Origin of the sequence: Streptomyces sp. NPDC014889, assembly GCF_043081205.1 — a bacterium.
GTDB lineage: Bacteria > Actinomycetota > Actinomycetes > Streptomycetales > Streptomycetaceae > Streptomyces.
On the sequence record NZ_JBIBWH010000002.1, the window covers coordinates 627,867 to 647,380 of the forward strand.

The 19,514-nt window shown below is 72.8% G+C and carries 16 protein-coding genes; 11 read left to right on the forward strand and 5 right to left on the reverse strand.

Features of this window, described 5'->3' with window-relative positions:
• Window positions 1-7: 7 nt before the first annotated feature.
• Entirely contained in the window at window positions 8-1,132 is a 1,125-nt protein-coding gene (disA, locus tag ACF09J_RS06060) for a DNA integrity scanning diadenylate cyclase DisA (RefSeq protein WP_100568559.1), read from the reverse strand.
• An 82-nt stretch (window positions 1,133-1,214) separates the two neighbouring features.
• Window positions 1,215-2,624, reverse strand: coding sequence for a DNA repair protein RadA (gene radA, locus ACF09J_RS06065; RefSeq protein ID WP_392304141.1), 1,410 nt, complete (start codon window positions 2,622-2,624; stop codon window positions 1,215-1,217).
• A 1,068-nt stretch (window positions 2,625-3,692) separates the two neighbouring features.
• Here radA and ACF09J_RS06070 point away from each other — a divergent pair.
• Window positions 3,693-5,513: a hypothetical protein gene (locus ACF09J_RS06070; RefSeq protein WP_392304142.1), complete on the forward strand. Its 1,821-nt coding sequence runs from the start codon at window positions 3,693-3,695 to the stop codon at window positions 5,511-5,513.
• A 155-nt stretch (window positions 5,514-5,668) separates the two neighbouring features.
• Here the strand turns inward: ACF09J_RS06070 and ACF09J_RS06075 are convergent, their stop codons facing one another.
• The gene (locus ACF09J_RS06075) at window positions 5,669-6,499 is read right to left on the reverse strand and encodes a hypothetical protein (protein ID WP_392304143.1); all 831 of its coding nucleotides are present in this window, start codon (window positions 6,497-6,499) and stop codon (window positions 5,669-5,671) included.
• A 108-nt stretch (window positions 6,500-6,607) separates the two neighbouring features.
• On the opposite strand from ACF09J_RS06075, the gene ACF09J_RS06080 reads away from it, so the two are divergent.
• From ACF09J_RS06080 to ilvD, 4 genes are all read left to right on the forward strand, one after another.
• Window positions 6,608-7,534 carry a Ppx/GppA family phosphatase gene (locus ACF09J_RS06080; protein ID WP_392304144.1) on the forward strand — a complete coding sequence of 309 codons (927 nt, stop codon included), beginning with the start codon at window positions 6,608-6,610 and terminating at the stop codon, window positions 7,532-7,534.
• Window positions 7,535-7,597: 63 nt separating this feature from the next.
• On the forward strand, window positions 7,598-8,425 hold the full coding sequence (locus tag ACF09J_RS06085) for a sugar phosphate isomerase/epimerase family protein (protein WP_392304145.1): 828 nt from the start codon (window positions 7,598-7,600) through the stop codon (window positions 8,423-8,425).
• Window positions 8,422-9,027 carry a TetR family transcriptional regulator gene (locus ACF09J_RS06090; protein ID WP_392304146.1) on the forward strand — a complete coding sequence of 202 codons (606 nt, stop codon included), beginning with the start codon at window positions 8,422-8,424 and terminating at the stop codon, window positions 9,025-9,027. The genes ACF09J_RS06085 and ACF09J_RS06090 overlap by 4 nt, the downstream gene beginning before the upstream one ends.
• A 173-nt stretch (window positions 9,028-9,200) precedes the next feature.
• A complete protein-coding gene (gene ilvD, locus ACF09J_RS06095; RefSeq protein WP_392304147.1) occupies window positions 9,201-11,054 on the forward strand; it encodes a dihydroxy-acid dehydratase in 1,854 nt (617 codons plus the stop codon).
• A gap of 59 nt (window positions 11,055-11,113) precedes the next feature.
• Here the strand turns inward: ilvD and ACF09J_RS06100 are convergent, their stop codons facing one another.
• Entirely contained in the window at window positions 11,114-13,321 is a 2,208-nt protein-coding gene (locus ACF09J_RS06100) for a serine/threonine-protein kinase (protein ID WP_392304148.1), read from the reverse strand.
• A 182-nt stretch (window positions 13,322-13,503) separates the two neighbouring features.
• Between ACF09J_RS06100 and ACF09J_RS06105 the strand changes: the two genes are divergently transcribed.
• The 6 genes from ACF09J_RS06105 to proC all read left to right on the forward strand — a co-directional run bounded on the left by ACF09J_RS06105 (window position 13,504) and on the right by proC (window position 17,792).
• Window positions 13,504-13,845: an SH3 domain-containing protein gene (locus ACF09J_RS06105; protein WP_392304149.1), complete on the forward strand. Its 342-nt coding sequence runs from the start codon at window positions 13,504-13,506 to the stop codon at window positions 13,843-13,845.
• A 43-nt stretch (window positions 13,846-13,888) separates the two neighbouring features.
• Window positions 13,889-14,392: an EamA/RhaT family transporter gene (locus ACF09J_RS06110; RefSeq protein ID WP_392304150.1), complete on the forward strand. Its 504-nt coding sequence runs from the start codon at window positions 13,889-13,891 to the stop codon at window positions 14,390-14,392.
• Between the two features lie 87 nt (window positions 14,393-14,479).
• Entirely contained in the window at window positions 14,480-15,256 is a 777-nt protein-coding gene (locus ACF09J_RS06115) for a class I SAM-dependent methyltransferase (RefSeq protein WP_392304151.1), read from the forward strand.
• A gap of 60 nt (window positions 15,257-15,316) precedes the next feature.
• Window positions 15,317-16,117 carry an ABC transporter ATP-binding protein gene (locus ACF09J_RS06120; RefSeq protein WP_392304152.1) on the forward strand — a complete coding sequence of 267 codons (801 nt, stop codon included), beginning with the start codon at window positions 15,317-15,319 and terminating at the stop codon, window positions 16,115-16,117.
• A complete protein-coding gene (locus tag ACF09J_RS06125; RefSeq protein ID WP_392304153.1) occupies window positions 16,114-16,884 on the forward strand; it encodes an ABC transporter permease in 771 nt (256 codons plus the stop codon). Before ACF09J_RS06120 ends, ACF09J_RS06125 begins: the two co-directional genes overlap by 4 nt.
• 98 nt (window positions 16,885-16,982) lie before the next feature.
• Window positions 16,983-17,792 (forward strand): pyrroline-5-carboxylate reductase, encoded by an 810-nt coding sequence (gene proC, locus ACF09J_RS06130; RefSeq protein ID WP_392304154.1) that lies wholly within the window; start codon window positions 16,983-16,985, stop codon window positions 17,790-17,792.
• Window positions 17,793-17,841: 49 nt separating this feature from the next.
• Here proC and trpS read toward each other — a convergent pair whose 3' ends face one another.
• A complete protein-coding gene (gene trpS, locus ACF09J_RS06135; protein ID WP_392304155.1) occupies window positions 17,842-18,843 on the reverse strand; it encodes a tryptophan--tRNA ligase in 1,002 nt (333 codons plus the stop codon).
• Window positions 18,844-19,514: the final 671 nt, after the last annotated feature.

Genomic DNA, 19,514 nt, shown 5'->3' on the forward strand with positions numbered 1-19,514 from the left:
GCGCCGGTCAGACGTAGCGCTCCAGGATCGACGACTCCGCCAGCCGCGACAGGCCCTCGCGGACGCTCCGCGCCCGCGCCTCGCCCACGCCGTCCACCGTCTGAAGGTCGTCGACGCTCGCGGCGAGCAGCTTCTGCAGGCCGCCGAAGTGCTCGACCAGGCGGTCGATGATGGCGCCGGGCAGCCGGGGCACCTTGGCCAGCAGGCGGAAGCCGCGCGGGGAGACCGCCGAGTCGAGGGTCTCCGGGGAGCCGGTGTAGCCCAGGGCGCGGGCGACGGTGGACAGTTCGAGCAGCTCGGCGTGGGAGAGCTTGTCCAGCTCGGCCAGGGCCTCCTCGACCGTGCGGGAGCGCTTGGCGGTGGGCTCCGGGACGTAGTCCCGCACCACCAGCTCGCGCTCCGGCTCCACCCCCGCGATCAGCTCGTCGAGCTGGAGGGCCAGCAGGCGGCCGTCGGTGCCCAGCTCCACCACGTACTCGGCGATCTCGGTGGCGATACGGCGCACCATCTCCAGGCGCTGCGCGACCGCCGAGACGTCCCGGACCGTCACCAGGTCCTCGATCTCCAGCGCCGACAGCGTGCCCGCCACCTCGTCCAGGCGGAGCTTGTAGCGCTCCAGGGTCGCCAGGGCCTGGTTGGCGCGGGAGAGGATCGCCGCGGAGTCCTCCAGGACGCGGCGCTGGCCGTCGACGTAGAGGGCGATCAGCCGCATGGACTGAGAGACCGAGACCACCGGGAAGTCGACCTGCTTGCTCACCCGGTCCGCCGTACGGTGCCGGGTGCCGGTCTCCTCGGTCGGGATCGTCGGGTCCGGGACCAGCTGCACGCCCGCCCGCAGGATCTTCGACAGGTCCGACGAGATCACGATGCCGCCGTCCAGCTTGCACAGCTCCCGCAGCCGGGTCGCCGTGAACTCGACGTCCAGGACGAAACCGCCCGTGCACATCGACTCCACGGTCTTGTCGGAGCCGAGCACGATGAGCCCGCCGGTGTTGCCGCGGAGCACCCGTTCGAGGCCGTCCCGCAGGGCCGTACCGGGTGCCACGGCGCTCAGGGAGGCGCGCATCAGGCCATCGGTGCCGGAACTCCCGCCGGACTTTCCGGGAGCTGCCGCCCGGTCGTTGGCTGCCACTGCACTCCTCCGGTCGCAGGTTCTTCGGGCGCTGCCGTTTCGCACACTCGGTTCGTACGGACGGGCGAGACCAGGGCAAAGTCTACCGGCGCTCCTCCTGCTCCCGTGGGGCGTCCCGGCGACGCGAGCGGGGCAGGACCCGCAGCGCGTCCCCCATGTCGGCCACTTCCAGGACCTTCATTCCCGTCGGGACCTTGCCCGGGTCGCCCGGGACGAGGGCGTGCGTGAAGCCCAGGCGGTGGGCCTCGGCGAGCCGGCGCTGCACGCCGGTGACGCGTCTGACCTCGCCCGCCAGGCCCACCTCGCCGATCGCGACGAGGTTCTTCGGCAGCGGGGTGTCGCTCGCCGCCGACGCCAGGGCGAGGGCGACCGCGAGGTCGGCGGCCGGCTCGGAGAGCTTCACCCCGCCGACCGTCGCCGAGTAGATGTCGCGCTTGCCGAGGGCGCTGATCCGGCCGCGCTGCTCCAGCACGGCCAGCATCATCGAGACCCGGGAGGTCTCCAGGCCGGACGTCGTGCGCCGCGGGGAGGGGATCTGGGAGTCGACGGTGAGCGCCTGCACCTCCGCGACCAGGGGGCGGCGGCCCTCCAGGGTGACCGTCAGGCAGGTGCCGGGCACGGGCTCCGCCCGGCGGGTCAGGAACAGGCCGCTGGGGTCGGCCAGGCCCGTGATGCCCTCGTCGTGCAGTTCGAAGCAGCCGACCTCGTCCGTCGCGCCGTAGCGGTTCTTGACGCCGCGGACCAGGCGCAGACGCGCGTGCCTGTCGCCCTCGAAGTGCAGCACCACGTCCACCAGGTGCTCCAGCAGGCGCGGGCCCGCGATGGCGCCGTCCTTGGTGACGTGGCCCACCAGGAGCGTGGACATGCCGCGTTCCTTGGAGGCGCGGATCAGGGCGCCGGCGACCTCCCGCACCTGCGCCATGCCGCCGGGCGCGCCGTCGATCTCGGGCGAGGCGATGGTCTGCACCGAGTCGAGGATGAGCAGGGAGGGCTTGACCGCGTCCAAGTGGCCGAGGACGGCGGCCAGGTCGGTCTCGGCGGCCAGGTACAGGTGGTCGTCGATGGCGCCGATGCGGTCGGCGCGCAGGCGGACCTGGCTCGCGGACTCCTCGCCCGTGACGTAGAGCGTGCGGTGCTCGTCGCTCGCGGCCTTGGCGGCCACGTCGAGCAGCAGCGTGGACTTGCCGACGCCGGGTTCACCGGCGAGGAGGACGACGGCACCGGGGACAAGGCCGCCGCCCAGGACCCGGTCGAGTTCGGCCACGCCGGTGGAGCGGGCGGTGGCCTGGCGGCCGTCAACCTGGCCGATGGGCACGGCGGACGTGGTGACCCGGCCCGGCGTCGTCGTACGGACCGCGGGCGCGCCGTACTCCTCGACCGTGCCCCAGGCCTGGCACTCGGGGCAGCGGCCGAGCCACTTGGCCGTCTGCCAGCCGCACTCCGTGCAGCGGTAGGACGGTCGGTCCTTGGTGGTCTTGGTACGGGCAGCCATGAAAGCAAACGGTAGCCCCCACCACTGACAACCCACCCCCCGGTGGCCCGACGAACACCGCAGGCCCCTGAGCCGGGCTTTGAACGGGCCCCCGAGTCGGGCCCTGCACGGGCCACCGGGCCCGGGCCCGGGACCAGGCCCTGCGCCTGGCCCCGAGCCGCGCTTCGCGCTGGGCTCTGAGCCGGGGCCCCGCGCTGGGCTTTGCGTCGGCCCCTGTGCCTGGCCCGGGGCCGCCCCCCCCGGGCCGAGACCTGCGCCGGTCCCGGTGCCGGGCCCGCGCCGGACTCCGGGTCGAGCCTGGTGCCAGGCTTCGCGCCGGGCCCGGGACCAGGCCCTACGCCTGCCGCAGAGCCGCGCTCTGCGCTGGGCGCTGAGTCGAGTCGTGTGCCGGGCCTTGCGCCTGCGCCCTGAGGCGAGCCCGTGGCGGACTCCGGGTCGAGGCCGAGCCGGGCCCTACGCCTGCCGCCGAGCCGCGCTCTGCGCTGGGCGCTGAGTCGAGTCGTGTGCCGGGCCTTGCGCCTGCGCCCTGAGGCGAGCCCGTGGCGGACTCCGGGTCGAGCCCGAGCCGGGCCCTACGCCCGCCCCGAGCCTCGCTCTGCGCCGGGTCCTGAGCCGCGCCCCGCGCCCGGCGTTGTGCCGGCCCTGTGCCTGGCCCGGGGGGCGACCCAGGGCCGAGACCTGCGCCGCCCCCGATGCCGGACCTCGCGCCGGACTTCGGGTCGAGCCTGTGCCTGGCCCCGGGCCGCTCCCTGGGCCCGCCCCGAGCCGCGCTCTGCGCCGCGCCCCGAGCCGGGCTTTCTGCAAGTCCCTACGCCTGGCACCGGAGCCGGCCCCGGGCCGAGACCTGTGCCGGCCCCGGTGCCGGATCCTTCGCCGCGCCCGTGCTCAGCGCCCAACCCTGCCCCGTGCCCGCGCCCCCCGCCCCGGCGTCGGCGGAGCGGTGTGGGCCGGCCAGTCATGGAACCCGGGGTTCCGTTCCCCTTATGAGGGATCGTTTCACCCGTACGGATTAAAAGTGCTCAAGGTGCACAGAGGGACGATCCGGCGGGGCCTACGGTCGCACAGGTGATGAGCAGCAGTCCGGACACCTCGACCCGCACGACCGGTGCGCACCGGGCGCACCGCGAGGCGCGCGACCAAGCTGCCGCGCAGGCCGTGGCGCAGCGGCCGCCCGCGCGCTACGAGCCCTACCTCGACGGCCTGTTCACCTACTGCCTGTCCGTGCTGTGCGACCACGACACGGCGACCGCCGCCCTCGGGGACGCGCTGGCGTTCGCCGAGCGGCGCGGACAGCGCGGGCCCGGGACCGCGGGCGAGCGCCGGGCCTGGCTGTACGCGCTGGCCCGCTGGGCGTGCCTGCGCAAGCTGGCCGAGGCCAAGCAGAAACGTCCGGGCACGCACGCCGCGGGCCGCACCGGCGGTGACCGGCGCACGGCCGCGCGGCCCGTGGCGCCACCGGTCCCCGACGAGGTCCAGCGGGAGCGGCGCCGCGAACTCGCCCAGCTCGCCTGGCCGGAGGCCGCCGGCACCACCCCGGAGCAGCGCGAGGCGCTCGAACTCGCCGTACGCCATCACCTCGCCGCCCACGAGGTCGCCGCCGTCCTCGGCAGGGGCCTCGCCGCCACGCGGGAACTGCTCGCCGCGGCCGCCTGCGAGGTGGAACGCACCCGCGCGGCGCTCGCCGTCGTGGAGACCGGCACCTGCCCGAGCGTGTCCCGGCTCACCGGGGACAGCCGGCTCGTCCTCGGCACGGCCCTGCGGCGCGAGCTCGTACGGCACGTCGACGACTGCCCGCGCTGCCGCCGCACCGCCGAGCGCGCCGTGCCGGGCCAGTGGCCCGGCGCCACCGTCACCCCCGCCGAGCTGCCCGTGCTGCCCGCACCCCGCGCGGCCCTGCTCAAGGCCCTGTCCCACCACCCGCGCGCGCGGAGCACCGCTCCCCGCTTCGACCGGCGCGGCTTCCCGATGGACCCCAAGGACCGCGCCGCCCGCAGGGACCGTCTCCGCGCGCGTGCCGTCACGACCACGGTGGTGGCGACGGTGGTGGCCGCGCCGGTGCTGGCCCTGTGGGCCGCCTACCGGGGCAGCCCGGCCGACCACGGCCACGGCGGCTCCGCGGCCGGCGCGCACGACGGGCACGGCCCCGGCGTCCTGGGCGGCGAGGAGGGCGGCAAGGGCTACGAGAACACCGGCAACGCGGGGCCCGGACCCGACACCCCTTTCCGCGCCGGTGGCCGGCCCGACGTCTCCGTGGAGGTCATCAGCGTCACGGGCACCGGCCACAGGGACGGCCGCCTGACGGTGAGCGCGGACAACACCGGTGACACCACCCTGATCACCCTCACCGCCGCGGGGCCCGGCCCGGTCCGCTGGTCCGTGTCCACCGGGGCGCCCTGGCTCTACCTGAGCCGCCCGTCGGGAACCCTCCAGCCCGGCGAGTCGCTGACGATCAAGGTGTACGTCGACCACCTGCGCGAGCCCTCCGGCCGCTGGAGCGCACGTGTGGCGATCGCGCCCGCCGGTGCCGTCGTCTCCATCGACGGCTACGGCACCGCACCCTCCGGACGCGGGCCGAGCCACCCGGCCGACCCGCCCGAGACATCGGGTCCGCGCCCCACCCCGACGCCTTCGGCGCCCTCCGACCCCACACCGACCCCGACCGACCCGCCGTCGTCGACCGATCCCACACCCACGCCCACTCCCACCGAGCCGCCGCCGACCGACCCGGACAGCCCGCCCCCGCCGTCCGCGGGCGACGAAGCGCCCAGCCCGCCCGAGGGCCGGCGGGGAGCAGGGCGGCGCGAGGGGACGGGATGCGACGGCGCGGGCCGGCACGCCAAGCGCGAGCGCGGATGCCCGGCCCCGGCCTCCGCGGGCGGCCGCCGGTAAGGGCGCAGCCCCGACGCGGGCGGGGCATCCTCAACGCGGGCGGGGCAGCCCCAACGAGGGCGGCGACCGCCGGTGACCGGATCCGGCCGCAGGCGGCGCCTTCCCGCGGGTCTCCGAGGCGACGGCACTCAGGGACGGGCCCTCGGACCGGCCCCTCAGACCGCCGGATCCGCCGGATGCGGCGCCAGCAGCGGCAGCCCGGAGGCCAGCCGCTCCTCGCACAGCTCGACCAGGCGGTCGTAGCCGGCCTTGCCCATCAGCTCGGTCAGCTCGGCCCGGTAGGAGACGTACACCGGCTCGCCCGCGCCGTGCGCCGACGTCGCCGAGGTGCACCACCAGTGCAGGTCGTGGCCGCCAGGGCCCCAGCCCCTGCGGTCGTACTCCCCGATCGACACCTGCAGCACGCGGGTGTCGTCGGGCCGGTCGATCCACTCGAAGGTCCGCCGGATCGGCAGCTGCCAGCACACGTCCGGCTTCGTCTCCAGCGGCTCGCGGCCCTCTCTCAGGGCCAGGATGTGCAGCGAGCAGCCCATGCCGCCCGGGAAGCCGGGCCGGTTCTGGAAGATGCACGAGCCCTGGAAGGGACGCGTCTGCCGGGAGCCCTCCTCGTCCTCGGACACCCAGCCGTTCTCCCTGCCCTCGGCATGGTTCTGCCAGATGTCCGGTGTGAGCCTCGCCACGTGCTCGGCGACCCGCTTCTCGTCGTCCTCGTCGGAGAAGTGGGCGCCCAGGCTGCAGCACCCGTCGTCCGCGCGGCCCGCCTGGATGCCCTGGCAGCCGCTTCCGAAGATGCAGGTCCAACGAGAGGTCAGCCAGGTCAGATCACAGCGGAAGACCTGCTCGTCGTCCGCCGGATCGGGGAACTCCACCCACGCGCGCGCGAAGTCGAGCCCCTTCTCGTCGGATTCCGCGCTCCGCTTCTTCGGCTTCACTGCTTTCGCCGGGTCCGCCGATTTATCGGTCTTCGCCTTTTTCGTCTTTGGCACCCGTCCAGGGTAAGTCGCCGGGCGTCCGGCCCGGGACCGTCCCGGGCGTTGCCTCGCACAGGACACCGGCGGCGGATGGCATCCCAGATGGCAGTAGCGTTTCCGTCCATGAGACTCGGTGTCCTCGACGTGGGCTCGAACACGGTGCACCTGCTGGTGGTCGACGCCCACCCCGGCGCGCGCCCGCTGCCCGCGCACTCGCACAAGGCCGAACTGCGCCTCGCACAGCTCCTCGACGCGAGCGGCGCGATCGGCTCCGACGGCGTCGACAGCCTCGTCGCCGTGATCCGCGAAGCGCTCCAGGCCGCCGAGGACAAGGGCGTCGAGGACCTGCTGCCGTTCGCCACCTCCGCCGTGCGCGACGCCGGCAACGCCGACGACGTCCTCGCCCGCGTGCGGGAGGAGACCGGGGTCAGGCTCCAGGTGCTCAGCGGCGCCGAGGAGGCCCGCCTCACCTTCCTCGCCGCTCGCCGCTGGTTCGGCTGGTCGGCCGGGAAGCTGCTGGTCCTGGACATCGGCGGCGGCTCACTGGAGATCGCGTACGGCATCGACGAGGAGCCCGACACGGCCGTGTCGCTGCCGCTCGGCGCGGGCCGGCTCACCGCCGGCTGGCTGCCCGGCGACCCGCCCTCCACGGACGACGTCAGGGCGCTGCGCCGCCATGTGCGCGCCGAGATCGCGCGCACGGTCGGCGAGTTCAGCCGCTTCGGCGCCCCCGACCACGTCGTCGCCACCTCGAAGACCTTCAAGCAGCTCGCCCGGCTGGCCGGCGCTCCCCGCTCCGCCGAGGGGCTCTACGTGCAGCGCGAGCTGAAGCGGGAGTCCCTGGAGGCGTGGGTGCCGCGGCTGTCCGGCATGACGTGCGGCGAGCGCTCCGAACTCCCCGGTGTCTCCGACGGCCGCGCCGGACAGCTCCTCGCGGGCGCCCTGGTCGCCGAGGGCGCCATGGACCTCTTCGGTGTGGAACGCCTGGAGATATGCCCGTGGGCCCTCAGGGAGGGCGTCATACTCCGGCGTCTGGACCACATGGGATGACGAAGGCCACAACGGCGGCCGAGGGCCCCGCCCCCACCCGTCGCACCCCGTAACCTGTCCCTCGTGGTGGAACCCGAACCCGTACGCATTCCGGACGCGAAGGTCGCTCTCTCGACGGCCTCCGTCTACCCGGAGTCGACGGCGACGGCCTTCGAGATCGCCGCACGCCTGGGATACGACGGCGTCGAGGTCATGGTGTGGACCGACCCGGTCAGCCAGGACATCGAGGCGCTGCGCAGACTCAGCGACTACCACCGGATACCGATCCTCGCCGTGCACGCCCCCTGTCTGCTGATCACCCAGCGTGTGTGGTCCAGCGATCCCTGGACCAAGCTGCAGCGTGCCAGAGCGGCCGCGGAGAAGCTCGGCGCGAGCACGGTCGTGGTCCACCCGCCCTTCCGCTGGCAGCGCCAGTACGCCCGTGACTTCGTCGCCGGGGTCTGGCGGATGGCGAGCGAGACGGATGTGCGCTTCGCCGTAGAGAACATGTACCCCTGGCGCTACCGCGACCGCGAGATGCTCGCGTACGCCCCCGGCTGGGACGTCACCAAGGACGACTACCGCCACTTCACGATCGACCTCAGCCACGCCGCGACGGCCCGCACCGACGCGCTCCAGATGGTCGACCGCATGGGCGACCGGCTCGGCCATGTGCACCTCGCCGACGGCAGGGGCTCGGCGAAGGACGAGCACCTGGTGCCGGGGCGTGGCTCCCAGCCCTGCGCCGAACTGCTGGAACGTCTCGCCTTCAGCGGTTTCGACGGCCATGTCGTCATCGAGGTCAACACCCGCCGGGCCATGTCCAGCGCCGAGCGCGAGGCCGACCTCGCCGAGGCCCTGGCCTTCACCCGGCTGCACCTGGCCTCCGCGGTGAAGGTGCCCAGGCGATGACCGGCACCACCGCCCGCCGCCGTGGCCGCCCCCGACGCGAGGAGGCCGCCGACACCCGCGACCGCATCCTGACCGCGGCCCGCGAGGAGTTCTCCGAGCGCGGCTACGAGAAGACCTCGGTGCGCGGCATCGCCAAGACCGCCGGAGTCGACTCCGCCCTGGTCCACCACTACTTCGGCACCAAGGAACAGGTGTTCGAGGCGGCGATCGAGGTCGTCCTCGCGCCCGCGCTGAGCGCGCCGGAGGCGCTGGTCGACGGCCCGCTCGACGGCGTCGGGGAGCGGTTCGCCCGGTTCTTCTTCGGCATCTGGGAGAGACCGGCCACCCGTACCCCCCTGCTGGCGATCGTCCGCTCCGCGCTGACCAACGACACGGCGGCCGCCGTCTTCCGCCGCCTGATCGTCTCGCAACTGATGCGGCGCATCGCCGGCCGGTTCGACCTGCCCGACGCGGAGCTGCGCGCCGAGCTCGCGGCCGCCCAGCTGGTGGGGTGCGCGATCCTGCGGTACGTGATCAAGGCGGAGCCGCTGGCGTCGGCGGACGTGGAGCAGATCATCGCGCGGGTGGCGCCGGTGGTGCAGCGGCATCTCACGGGGGAGTGAGGCGGGGGCCGCCGACGGCCCCGAGACGCATACCTCTGCCGTACCGAGACACGCGTCCCGCATTTCGGACAGCGCGTCCCGACCCCTGGATGACCGGCGTACGCTCGACTGAGCCAGAACTCTGCCGGCGACCTCCTGCTGCCCGGCGGAACTTCCCGAAGGAGCGAGCGACGATGCCCGAGCTGAGGTCCCGCACAGTCACCCACGGCCGCAACATGGCGGGCGCCCGCGCCCTTATGCGCGCCTCCGGTGTACCCGGTGCGGACATCGGCCGGAAGCCGATCATCGCGATCGCCAACAGCTTCACGGAGTTCGTGCCCGGCCACACCCACCTCCAGCCGGTCGGCCGGATCGTCAGCGCCGCGGTCCGGGAGGCGGGCGGCATCCCGCGCGAGTTCAACACCATCGCCGTCGACGACGGAATCGCGATGGGCCACGGCGGCATGCTGTACTCGCTGCCCTCGCGCGACCTGATCGCGGACAGCGTCGAGTACATGGTCGAGGCGCACTGCGCCGACGCCCTGATCTGCATCTCCAACTGCGACAAGATCACCCCGGGCATGCTGATGGCGGCCCTGCGCCTGAACATCCCCACGGTCTTCGTCTCCGGCGGCCCCATGGAGGCCGGCCGCGCCACGCTGGTCGACGGCACCGTCCGCACGCTCGACCTGATCGACGCGATCGCGGACGCCGCGAACGACAAGGTCTCCGACGAGGACATCCTCCGCATCGAGGAGAACGCCTGTCCGACCTGCGGTTCCTGTTCCGGCATGTTCACCGCCAACTCGATGAACTGCCTGACCGAGGCGATCGGCCTGTCCCTGCCGGGCAACGGCTCGGTCCTCGCCACCCACACCGCCCGCCGCGCCCTGTACGAGGACGCGGCCCGCACGGTCATGGACATCACCCGCCGCCACTACGAGCAGGACGACGAGACGGTCCTGCCCCGCAACATCGCCACCTTCGCGGCCTTCGAGAACGCGATGGCCCTGGACATCGCGATGGGCGGCTCCACCAACACGATCCTGCACCTGCTGGCGGCGGCCCAGGAGGCGGGCGTCGACTTCGGTCTTGAGCAGATCGACGCCGTCTCCCGCAGGGTGCCGTGCCTGGCCAAGGTGGCGCCGAACGTCGCCAGGGACCGCACGTACTACATGGAGGACGTGCACCGCGCCGGCGGCATCCCCGCCCTGCTCGGCGAACTGCACCGGGCCGGTCTGCTGAACGAGGACGTGCACGCGGTGCACAGCCCCTCCCTGGCCGACTGGCTCAAGACCTGGGACGTGCGCGGCGGCTCCCCGTCCCCTGAGGCGGTCGAGCTGTGGCACGCGGCCCCCGGCTGTGTGCGCTCGGCGGAGGCCTTCTCCCAGTCCGAGCGCTGGGAGGCCCTGGACACCGACGCCGCCGGGGGCTGCATCCGCTCCGCCGAGCACGCCTACTCCAGGGACGGCGGCCTCGCGGTGCTGAAGGGCAACCTGGCCGTGGACGGCTGCGTGGTGAAGACCGCGGGCGTCGACGAGTCGATCTGGACCTTCGAGGGGCCGGCGGTCGTCTGCGAGTCGCAGGAGGAGGCCGTCCAGAAGATCCTCACCCAGCAGGTCAGGGAGGGCGACGTCGTCGTCATCCGCTACGAGGGCCCCAAGGGCGGCCCCGGCATGCAGGAGATGCTCTACCCGACCTCGTACCTGAAGGGCCGCGGCCTGGGCAAGAGCTGCGCGCTGATCACGGACGGCCGCTTCTCGGGCGGCACTTCGGGCCTGTCCATCGGCCATGCCTCGCCCGAGGCGGCCTCCGGCGGCACGATCGCGCTCGTCGAGGACGGCGACCGCATCCGTATCGACATCCCGAACCGCTCCATCGAACTGCTCGTCGACGACGCGGAGCTGTCCCGCCGTGAGCAGGCCCTGAACGGCGCGTACGTCCCCAAGGACCGCGACCGGAAGGTGTCGGCGGCGCTGCGGGCCTACGCCGCCATGGCCACCAGCGCCGACAAGGGCGCCGTGCGGGACGTGTCGAAGCTGGGCTGACGCCGCCGGCTCATGAGCACCCGCGGGGCCGCCTCTTCCGGGGCGGCCCCTTCGTCAGGTCACCAGGACGACGGTTCGTGACCGTCCACGGCGAAGACGGCGCCGTCGGGGGCGCCGACGTAGACACGGCCCTTGACGATCACGGGCGTGGGCAGGTCCGCCGCGACCCGGTCCGAGCGCGTGCCGAGCCGCGGCCGGGTCTGGCCGACGATCTGCCCGCTACGGGCCCCGACCGCCAGCAGCCGTCCGTCCCCGGCGAGGAAGTACACGTGACCGGCGTCGGCGATCGGCACCGAACCCCGGCTCACGGCCGTTTCCAGCCGCCACCGCACCTTCCGCGCCCCCAGGTCGACCGCGTCCAGTGAGCCACCGGCGCCCAGCAGGTGCACCACGTCGCCGTGCACGCCCGCCTGCACCGAGTCGCGGGGCACGGACAGCGCGACCCGGACCGACGTCCTGGTCCGCGGCGTGTAGCGGACCACGGCGTCGGTCCGCCCGAAGACCGGCTCGGAGGAGAGCAGGACGAGGGAGCCGTTCCGGCTGCCGACGGGCGCCAGCGTTCCGGGCAGCCGGGCCTCCCAGCGCACGTCTCCCGTCTCCGGGTCCACCGCGACGACCCGGGTCCCTCCCCCGTCGGCCGAGGTGGTCACCGCGTACGCCAGCGGATCCCCGGCGAACGCGGAGAAGTGCGGCAGCGGAAGACCGGGCACCGGCCGGCTCCACTTCGTCTCGCCCGAGGCGGCGTCGACCGCCCGCACCAGCCCGTCGGTGCCGGTGAGCAGCACCATGCCGCCGGCGCACTGCACCCCGCTGTACGCCGGAACGTCCGACTGCCAGCGCGGCCTGCCCGAGTCGGGGTCCAGCGCCTCCAGGCGCCGGCCGTGGTCCGCCATCGGCTGCACCAGGCCCCCCGCGACGACCGGCGGCACGCTGGTGAGCATTTTGGGCACGGAGTGCCGCCACAGCAGCTTTCCGTCCGCCGGATCGAGGGCGTAGACCAGCCCGGGCCGCGCGCAGATCAGCTTTCCGGCCCCGTACGAGCACTGCGGGGTGCCCTCCCCGGCCACGGGCTTGGCCACCCACTCCGAGAACGCGGCCGAAGCGGCTCCGGGCAGTGTGCTGTGCGGAAGCACTCCGGCGTCGAGGAACTGGGCCGTGGCGAGTCCGCCGCCGACGACCAGCCCGAGCGTCCCTGCGGCCACGGCGAGCCGCCGCGAGCGCGGGCGCCGCCCGGCCAGGATCCCCGTCAGCCGCCCGGACCCCCGCCCTGTACGGCCCCCCGGCGGCTCCTCCTCGGCTTCCCGGGGGCGCGACTCGTCCGTGGGCAGGTCACCGGCCGCGTCCGTCCCACCGGTCCCCGCCTCCGTCCCACCGGTTCCGGGGTACGTACGGGTCCCGGGCGTCCGCCGCTCCGGTATGAACGCCTGTGTGTCGTACGAGGCGGCCGTCGCGCGCAGTTCCCGCATCATCTCGTCCGGGGTGGGCCGGTCCTCGGGCTCCTTGGCCAGACAGCGCCGCACGAGCGGCGCCAGGTCCTGCGGTACGCCGGTCAGATCGGGCTCGTCGTGCACGACCTGGTAGGCGACGATGTACGGGCTGTCGGAGTCGAACGGCCCCCGCCCGGTCGCCGCGTGGACCAGCACGGAGCCGAGCGCGAAGATGTCCGCCGCCGGCCCGACCTCCCGCGGCCGGCGGAACTGCTCGGGCGCCATGAACGGCGGAGTGCCGATCAACTTGCCGGTCTCGGTGCGCAGTTCGCTGTCCTTCGGACGGGAGATGCCGAAGTCGATGACCTTCGGCCCGTCCTCCGCGAGCAGCACGTTGCTCGGCTTGAGATCGCGGTGGACGACACCCACCCGGTGGATGTCGCGCAGCGCCTCGGCGAGCCCCGCCATCAGCCGCCGCAACTGGGCGGGAGGCAGTGGCCCATTCTCCTTCACCTCGTCCGAGAGCGTGGGCCCGGGGATGAACAGGGTGGCCATCCAGGGCCGTTCGGCCTCCGGGTCGGCGTCGACGACGGGCGCGGTGAAGGCGCCGCTGACTCTTCGGGCCGCCGCCACCTCCTGCCGGAACCGCCCTCTGAACTCGGGGTCCCGGGCGTACTGGGCGTGGACGACCTTCACCGCGAGCCTCAGTCCGGAGGTGCTGCGGGCCAGATGCACGATGCCCATGCCGCCGGCGCCCAGCCACGACTCGAGGCGGTAGTGACCGGCGTACTCCGGAAGTTCCGCTTCCGCGCCCGCACCGGTGTGGTGCTGTGGCGTCATGGACCACCCCCCGTGCTGTTCGTTCGCGCGTGCGACGCACGGAGCCTAGTCGATGACCCGGATCGGACCGAGGCGGCTTGCGGGTCTCCCCGTGCGATTCACGCACATGTGTTTCGCAACGCGTCAACGGGGAATCAACCGGGGCCCATGGCAGTCATGGGGTGCAACGGGGGAGGTTTCACATGTCTGTCGACCGTGCCGAAGAACGTGTCGGGGAGAGGGCCGGGGAGCAGGCCGGCGGCGATGCGGCGGCGGCCGTCGCGACCGCGGCGGCCGTGAACTACTACCCGGTGGCGCCGGGTGTCCAGCTCAACGTCCGCAGCGGACCCGGCACCGGCTACAGCGTCGTCCGCACGCTGAGCGCGGGCGCCCAGGTGCCGATCTACTGCCAGACGCCGGGCACGACGGTGTCCGGCTACTACGGCACATCGAACATCTGGGACAACATCGGAACCGGCCAGTACGTCTCGGACACCTATGTGAAGACGGGCAGCGACGGCTACGTGACCGGACGCTGCGGCTGATCCCCGACGGAGCCCGCGGGCACCCCGGAGCCATAATCGACGCGTGAGCGACGACAACGGCACCCCGGGCACCCCCGCGGGCTCCGCAGGGCCCCGCCCCGAGCCCCTGCGCTTCTTCGGCACCACCTGGGTGGACCACGACAACGGCTACGCCGCCCGCCGTGCCGCCGTCGCCGTCGGCTCACTCGCCGCGGCCGCCGTCTCCTGCTTCGTGCTCCGCTTCGCCTACCAGGGACTCCAGATCGCCGGCTCGGGGGCCTTCGTGGAACTCCTGGTCGTGGTGATGTTCGCGGTGTGCAGCGCGCTCGCCTTCCGCCACACCTGGGACGGCTTCCGCAAGCGCCCCGACCCGGACCGCCAGGCCTCCCTGCGCGGCCTGCTCGCCATCGGATTCATCGGCTCCCTCCTCGCCTACTTCTTCCGCTCGCTCGTCGAGGCCCCCGGCGAGAAACTGCACCGCCAGGAGTACGAGCAGGCCCGTGAGCAGTACGAACGCCGGACCACCCGCCGCTCGGGCAACCCCTCCAGGAAGCGCCGCCGCTCCTGACCGCAGGGGGTGCGCGGCACGCGAACCGGCCCGCGCCGTCGAAAAGCCCCCTGTCACGGACCGGTCGTGCGGTCCCAGGATGGCCGTATGACCGCATTCCAGTTGCCCGCCGACACGGACCGAGCCCACTCCTTCAACGCCGCCGCCGCCCAGTACGCGGCGAACCGCCCCTCCTACCCGCCCGCCCTCTTCGACGCGCTGGAGGAACTCGCCGGCCGGCCCCTCGCCGGTGCCCGCGTCGCGGACGTCGGTGCCGGTACCGGCATCTCGACCGCCCTGCTGCACGAGCGCGGCGCCGACGTACTGGCCGTGGAGCCGGGCGAGGGCATGGCGGCCCAGTTCCGCCGGGGCCTGCCGGGCATCCCCGTCGTGCGGGGCAGCGGCAACGCGCTTCCCCTCGCCGACTCCTGCGCCGACTTCCTCACCTACGCACAGGCCTGGCACTGGACCGACCCGGCCCAGTCGGTCCCCGAGGCCCTGCGTGTCCTGCGCCCCGGCGGAGCCCTGGCGCTGTGGTGGAACACGGAGCCCGGCGACGTCGAGTGGATCGCGAGGGAGGCCGAACGCGTCCGCCGCTTCTTCGGCGTCGACGCCCGGGCCGAGAAGACGGCGGCCGCCGACCGTCTGAAGGCGGACCCGAGCGGACGCCTCCGCTTCACCCGCCGCGACGTCCGCTGGAGCCGCCGGGTCCCGGTCGACACCCACCTCGCCAACCTCGGCAGTCACTCGGTCTTCCTGGTCTGTCCCGAGGAACGCAGGGCCGCCTTCCTCGCCGAGGAGCGCGACCACCTGCTGCGGACCTTCCCGGACGGCGTCGTGGAGGAGACCTACGACGTGTTCCTCCTCGTCGCCACCACACCCTGACACGGCTCATTTCCCCACCCTCACTTGACGGCGTCCTCTCCGACGCGCATTAATCATCGCATGATGAATATTTCTTCGGGGCCACCACCCCGCCCCGAAACCGATGCCGTCCGAGCCGAAGCCCTCACCGTCGTCCGAGGCCCCCGCACCGTCCTGCGGGGCCTCGGCTTCACCGTCCCGCGCGGCCGCATCACCGGCCTCCTGGGCCCCTCAGGCTGCGGCAAGTCCACCCTCATGCGCGCCATCGCCGGCACCCAGGCCAAGGTCGACGGCACCCTGGAGATCCTCGGCCTGCCCGCCGGCCACGCCACCCTCCGCAACCGCATCGGATACGTCACCCAGGCCCCGTCCGTCTACGACGACCTGACCGTCCGCCAGAACCTCGAGTACTTCGCCGCGATCCTCGACCCCGGCCGGGCGGCAGCCGAACGCCGCCGGGACAACGTCAGCAGGGCCATCGCCGACGTCGACCTCACCGGCCACGCCGACGCCCTCGCCGGCAACCTCTCCGGCGGCCAGCGCAGCCGCGTCTCCCTCGCGGTCGCCCTCCTCGGCACCCCCGAACTGCTGGTCCTCGACGAACCGACCGTCGGCCTCGACCCCGTGCTGCGCCGTGATCTGTGGAACCTCTTCCACGACATCGCCGCCACCCGAGGCGCCACCCTCCTCGTCTCCTCCCACGTCATGGACGAGGCCGAGCGCTGCCACCACCTCCTCCTCATGCGCGAGGGCCGCATCCTCGCCGACGACACCCCCGAAGCACTCCGGATCCGAACCGGCGCCGACACCGTCGAAGCGGCCTTCCTGCACCTGGTCGACGAGGCGGCCGCAGCCGGCCGCGCCAAGGAGACAGCACGATGAGCACGACCACCGCACCCCGCCCCCGCGCCCTGAGCACCGCCCGCACCACCGCCACCGCGGCCCGGGTCCTGCGCCAGCTCCGCCACGACCCGCGCACCATCGCACTGATGCTGCTGGTCCCCTGCGTGATGCTGCTCCTGCTGCGCTACGTCTTCGACGGCAGCCCGCGCACCTTCGACAACATCGGCGCCTCACTCCTCGGCATCTTCCCGCTGATCACCATGTTCCTGGTGACCTCGATCGCCACCCTGCGCGAACGCACCTCCGGCACCCTCGAACGCCTCCTCGCCATGCCGCTCGGCAAGGGCGACCTCATCGCCGGCTACGCGCTCGCCTTCGGCGCCCTCGCGATCATCCAGTCTGCGCTGGCCACCGGACTGGCCGTCTGGTTCCTCGGCCTGGACGTCACCGGCTCGCCCTGGCTGCTCCTGCTGGTGGCCCTCCTCGACGCCCTGCTCGGCACCGCCCTCGGCCTCTTCGTCTCCGCCTTCGCCGCCTCCGAGTTCCAGGCGGTCCAGTTCATGCCGGCGGTGATCTTTCCGCAGCTCCTCCTCTGCGGCCTGTTCACGCCCCGGTCCGACATGCACCCCGCCCTGGAGGCCATCTCCGACGTCCTCCCGATGTCCTACGCGGTCGACGCCATGAACGAGGTCCTGCGGCACACCGACGTGACGACGACGTTCGTACGCGACGCGCTGATCGTCGCGGGCTGCGCCCTGCTCGTCCTCGGCCTGGGTGCGGCCACCCTCAGGCGGCGCACCGCCTAGGGGGTGTCTGACACCCCCCAGCCCCGCAGGACCGGAGGGTGTCCCGCCAGCCGGACAGTCCGCCCCTGCCCCGGACCACCGGTGCGAGGATGAACCCCATGAGCCAGAAAGTCGCAGTTCTCGGCACCGGAAAGATCGGCGAAGCCCTGCTCAGCGGAATGATCCGGGGCGGCTGGACACCCGCCGACCTGCTGGTCACCGCCCGCCGCCCGGAACGGGCCGAAGAACTCCGCGCGCGCCACGGAGTCACCCCGGTCACCAACACGGAAGCGGCGAAGAACGCCGACACCCTGATCCTCACCGTCAAGCCCCAGGACATGGGCACCCTCCTCGACGAACTCGCCCCGCACGTCCCCGCCGACCGCCTGGTCATCAGTGGCGCCGCGGGCATCCCCACCTCCTTCTTCGAGGAGCGTCTTGCCCCCGGCACTCCGGTCGTCCGTGTCATGACGAACACCCCCGCCCTCGTCGACGAGGCCATGTCCGTCATCTCCGCCGGCACCCACGCCTCCGCCGGACACCTCGCCCACGCCGAGGAGATCTTCGGCGCCGTGGGCAAGACGCTCCGCGTCCCCGAGTCCCAGCAGGACGCCTGCACCGCCCTCTCAGGCTCGGGCCCGGCCTACTTCTTCTACCTGGTCGAGGCCATGACCGACGCCGGCATCCTCCTCGGTCTGCCGCGGGACAAGGCCCACGAGCTGATCGTCCAGTCCGCGATCGGCGCCGCGGTGATGCTCCGCGACAGCGGCGAGCCCCCCGTGAAACTCCGCGAGAACGTCACCTCGCCGGCCGGCACGACGATCAACGCCATCCGCGAACTGGAGAACCACGGCGTGCGCGCCGCACTCATCGCCGCGCTGGAAGCCGCCCGCGACCGCAGCCGCGAGCTGGCCTCCGGCAACAACTGACCACGGCGACGGGCGGCCGACAGGGGCCGCCCGCCCCGCAGTCCCTCACTCAGGTGGGCAGCAGCCCGATCGCCCGGTACGCCGCGTCCACTCTCGGCCGCGCCATCTCCCTGGCCTTCTCCGCGCCCCCGCGCAACACCCCCTCCACGAAACCCGGATCCGCGCACAGCTCCCTGTGCCTCGCCTGAACCGGCCTGAGAAGCTCGACCACGGCCTCCGCGGTGTCCTTCTTCAAGGCGCCGTACGACTCGTACACACCGGCCAGGACCTCCGGGTTCCCACCCTGGCAAGCGGCCAGGATCTCCAGCAGGTTCGCCAACCCGGGCCGCTCCAGCGGGTCGTAGACGACGTCCCGCCCGCTGTCGGTCACCGCCCGCATGACCTTCTTCTCCACGACCTCCGGCTCGTCGAGCAGATAGACGATGCCCGGCCCGGAGTCGTCCGACTTCCCCATCTTCGACAACGGGTCCTGGAGGTTCATCACCCGCGCCGCCACCTTCGGGGACGTCGCCCTCGGCACCACGAACGTGTGCCCGTACCGCTGGTTGAACCGCACCGCCAGATCACGGGTCAGTTCCACGTGCTGCGTCTGGTCGTCACCGACCGGCACCTCGTCCGTTCCGTACGCCAGGATGTCCGCCGCCATCAGCACCGGATACGTCAGCAGCGACAGCCGCACGCTCCCGCCCCGCTGCTGCTCGCGCGCGGCCTTCTCCTTGTACTGGATCATCCGCCGCATCTCGCCGTCCGTGGCCACGCACTCCAGCAGGTACGACAGCCGGGCGTGCTCGTCCACATGGCTCTGCACGAACAGGGTGCACAGCTCCGGGTCGAGCCCCGCGGCCAGCAGCAGCGTCGCGGCCTGACGGCTGAGTCTGCGCACGCGCGCCGGGTCGTGGTCCACGGTCAGCGCGTGCAGGTCGACGACGCAGAACAGCGCCTCGGCCCGGTACTGGTCCACCTCTGCCCAGCGCCGCATGGCGCCCAGGTAGTTCCCCAGCGTCAGATGCCCGGTCGGCTTGACCCCGCTGAAGACCCGAGTCCTCTCCACACTCCACCTCCTGGTCGAGGCCGCCGTCCTCGGCCGGCCGGCCCCCGGAGTCCTGGAGGGAGATACGAGAACGGCCGCCGAAGCGGCGGCCGTGGATGCATACGTGAGTACGGCCGCCGTCAGGCGGCCCACCACAGATGGGTGCACGTACGCGTAGTCATGGCCCCAGGATACGACTGCGGGGCGCCGTCTGTCCGTGAGTTGACACACCTCGCAGGGCTCCGTAGTGTGCTCCGAGTTGCCCGACGTGAGAGTCGACTCCGGTCGGTCCCCGGACAACCTTTCCTGAGTACCACCCTTTGATCGACGACAGTTGTGCAGTCTGACTGTTGTCGTGTCATCGGTATGCGTATTCATGGAATGAGGATTCCGCGCCCGAAAGGACGCAGCCCCCGATTCGCACGGGAGCGGGGAATCCGCTAAAGTCTCACTCGTCGGAACGGCCCAACAGCCGGGAAGACAAACCCCGCTGACTGGGGATCAGGTCGAGAAAAGGATCTGATAGAGTCGGAACCGCCGGAAAGGGAAACGCGAGAGCGGGAACCTGGAAAGCACCGAGGAAATCGGATCGGAAAGAGATCTGATAGAGTCGGAAACACCGAAGGGAAGCGCCCGGAGGAAAGCCCGAGAGGGTGAGTACGAAGGAAGCGTCCGTTCCTTGAGAACTCAAC

Bases quoted from the DNA above. Each gene is read 5' to 3' on its own strand.
- radA (WP_392304141.1), bottom strand. From the start codon at position 2,624: ATGGCTGCCCGTACCAAGACCACCAAGGACCGACCGTCCTACCGCTGC.
- ACF09J_RS06070 (WP_392304142.1), top strand. From the start codon at position 3,693: ATGAGCAGCAGTCCGGACACCTCGACCCGCACGACCGGTGCGCACCGG.
- ACF09J_RS06080 (WP_392304144.1), top strand. From the start codon at position 6,608: ATGAGACTCGGTGTCCTCGACGTGGGCTCGAACACGGTGCACCTGCTG.
- ACF09J_RS06090 (WP_392304146.1), top strand. From the start codon at position 8,422: ATGACCGGCACCACCGCCCGCCGCCGTGGCCGCCCCCGACGCGAGGAG.
- ilvD (WP_392304147.1), top strand. From the start codon at position 9,201: ATGCCCGAGCTGAGGTCCCGCACAGTCACCCACGGCCGCAACATGGCG.
- ACF09J_RS06100 (WP_392304148.1), bottom strand. From the start codon at position 13,321: ATGACGCCACAGCACCACACCGGTGCGGGCGCGGAAGCGGAACTTCCG.
- ACF09J_RS06105 (WP_392304149.1), top strand. From the start codon at position 13,504: ATGTCTGTCGACCGTGCCGAAGAACGTGTCGGGGAGAGGGCCGGGGAG.
- ACF09J_RS06115 (WP_392304151.1), top strand. From the start codon at position 14,480: ATGACCGCATTCCAGTTGCCCGCCGACACGGACCGAGCCCACTCCTTC.
- ACF09J_RS06120 (WP_392304152.1), top strand. From the start codon at position 15,317: ATGATGAATATTTCTTCGGGGCCACCACCCCGCCCCGAAACCGATGCC.
- ACF09J_RS06125 (WP_392304153.1), top strand. From the start codon at position 16,114: ATGAGCACGACCACCGCACCCCGCCCCCGCGCCCTGAGCACCGCCCGC.
- proC (WP_392304154.1), top strand. From the start codon at position 16,983: ATGAGCCAGAAAGTCGCAGTTCTCGGCACCGGAAAGATCGGCGAAGCC.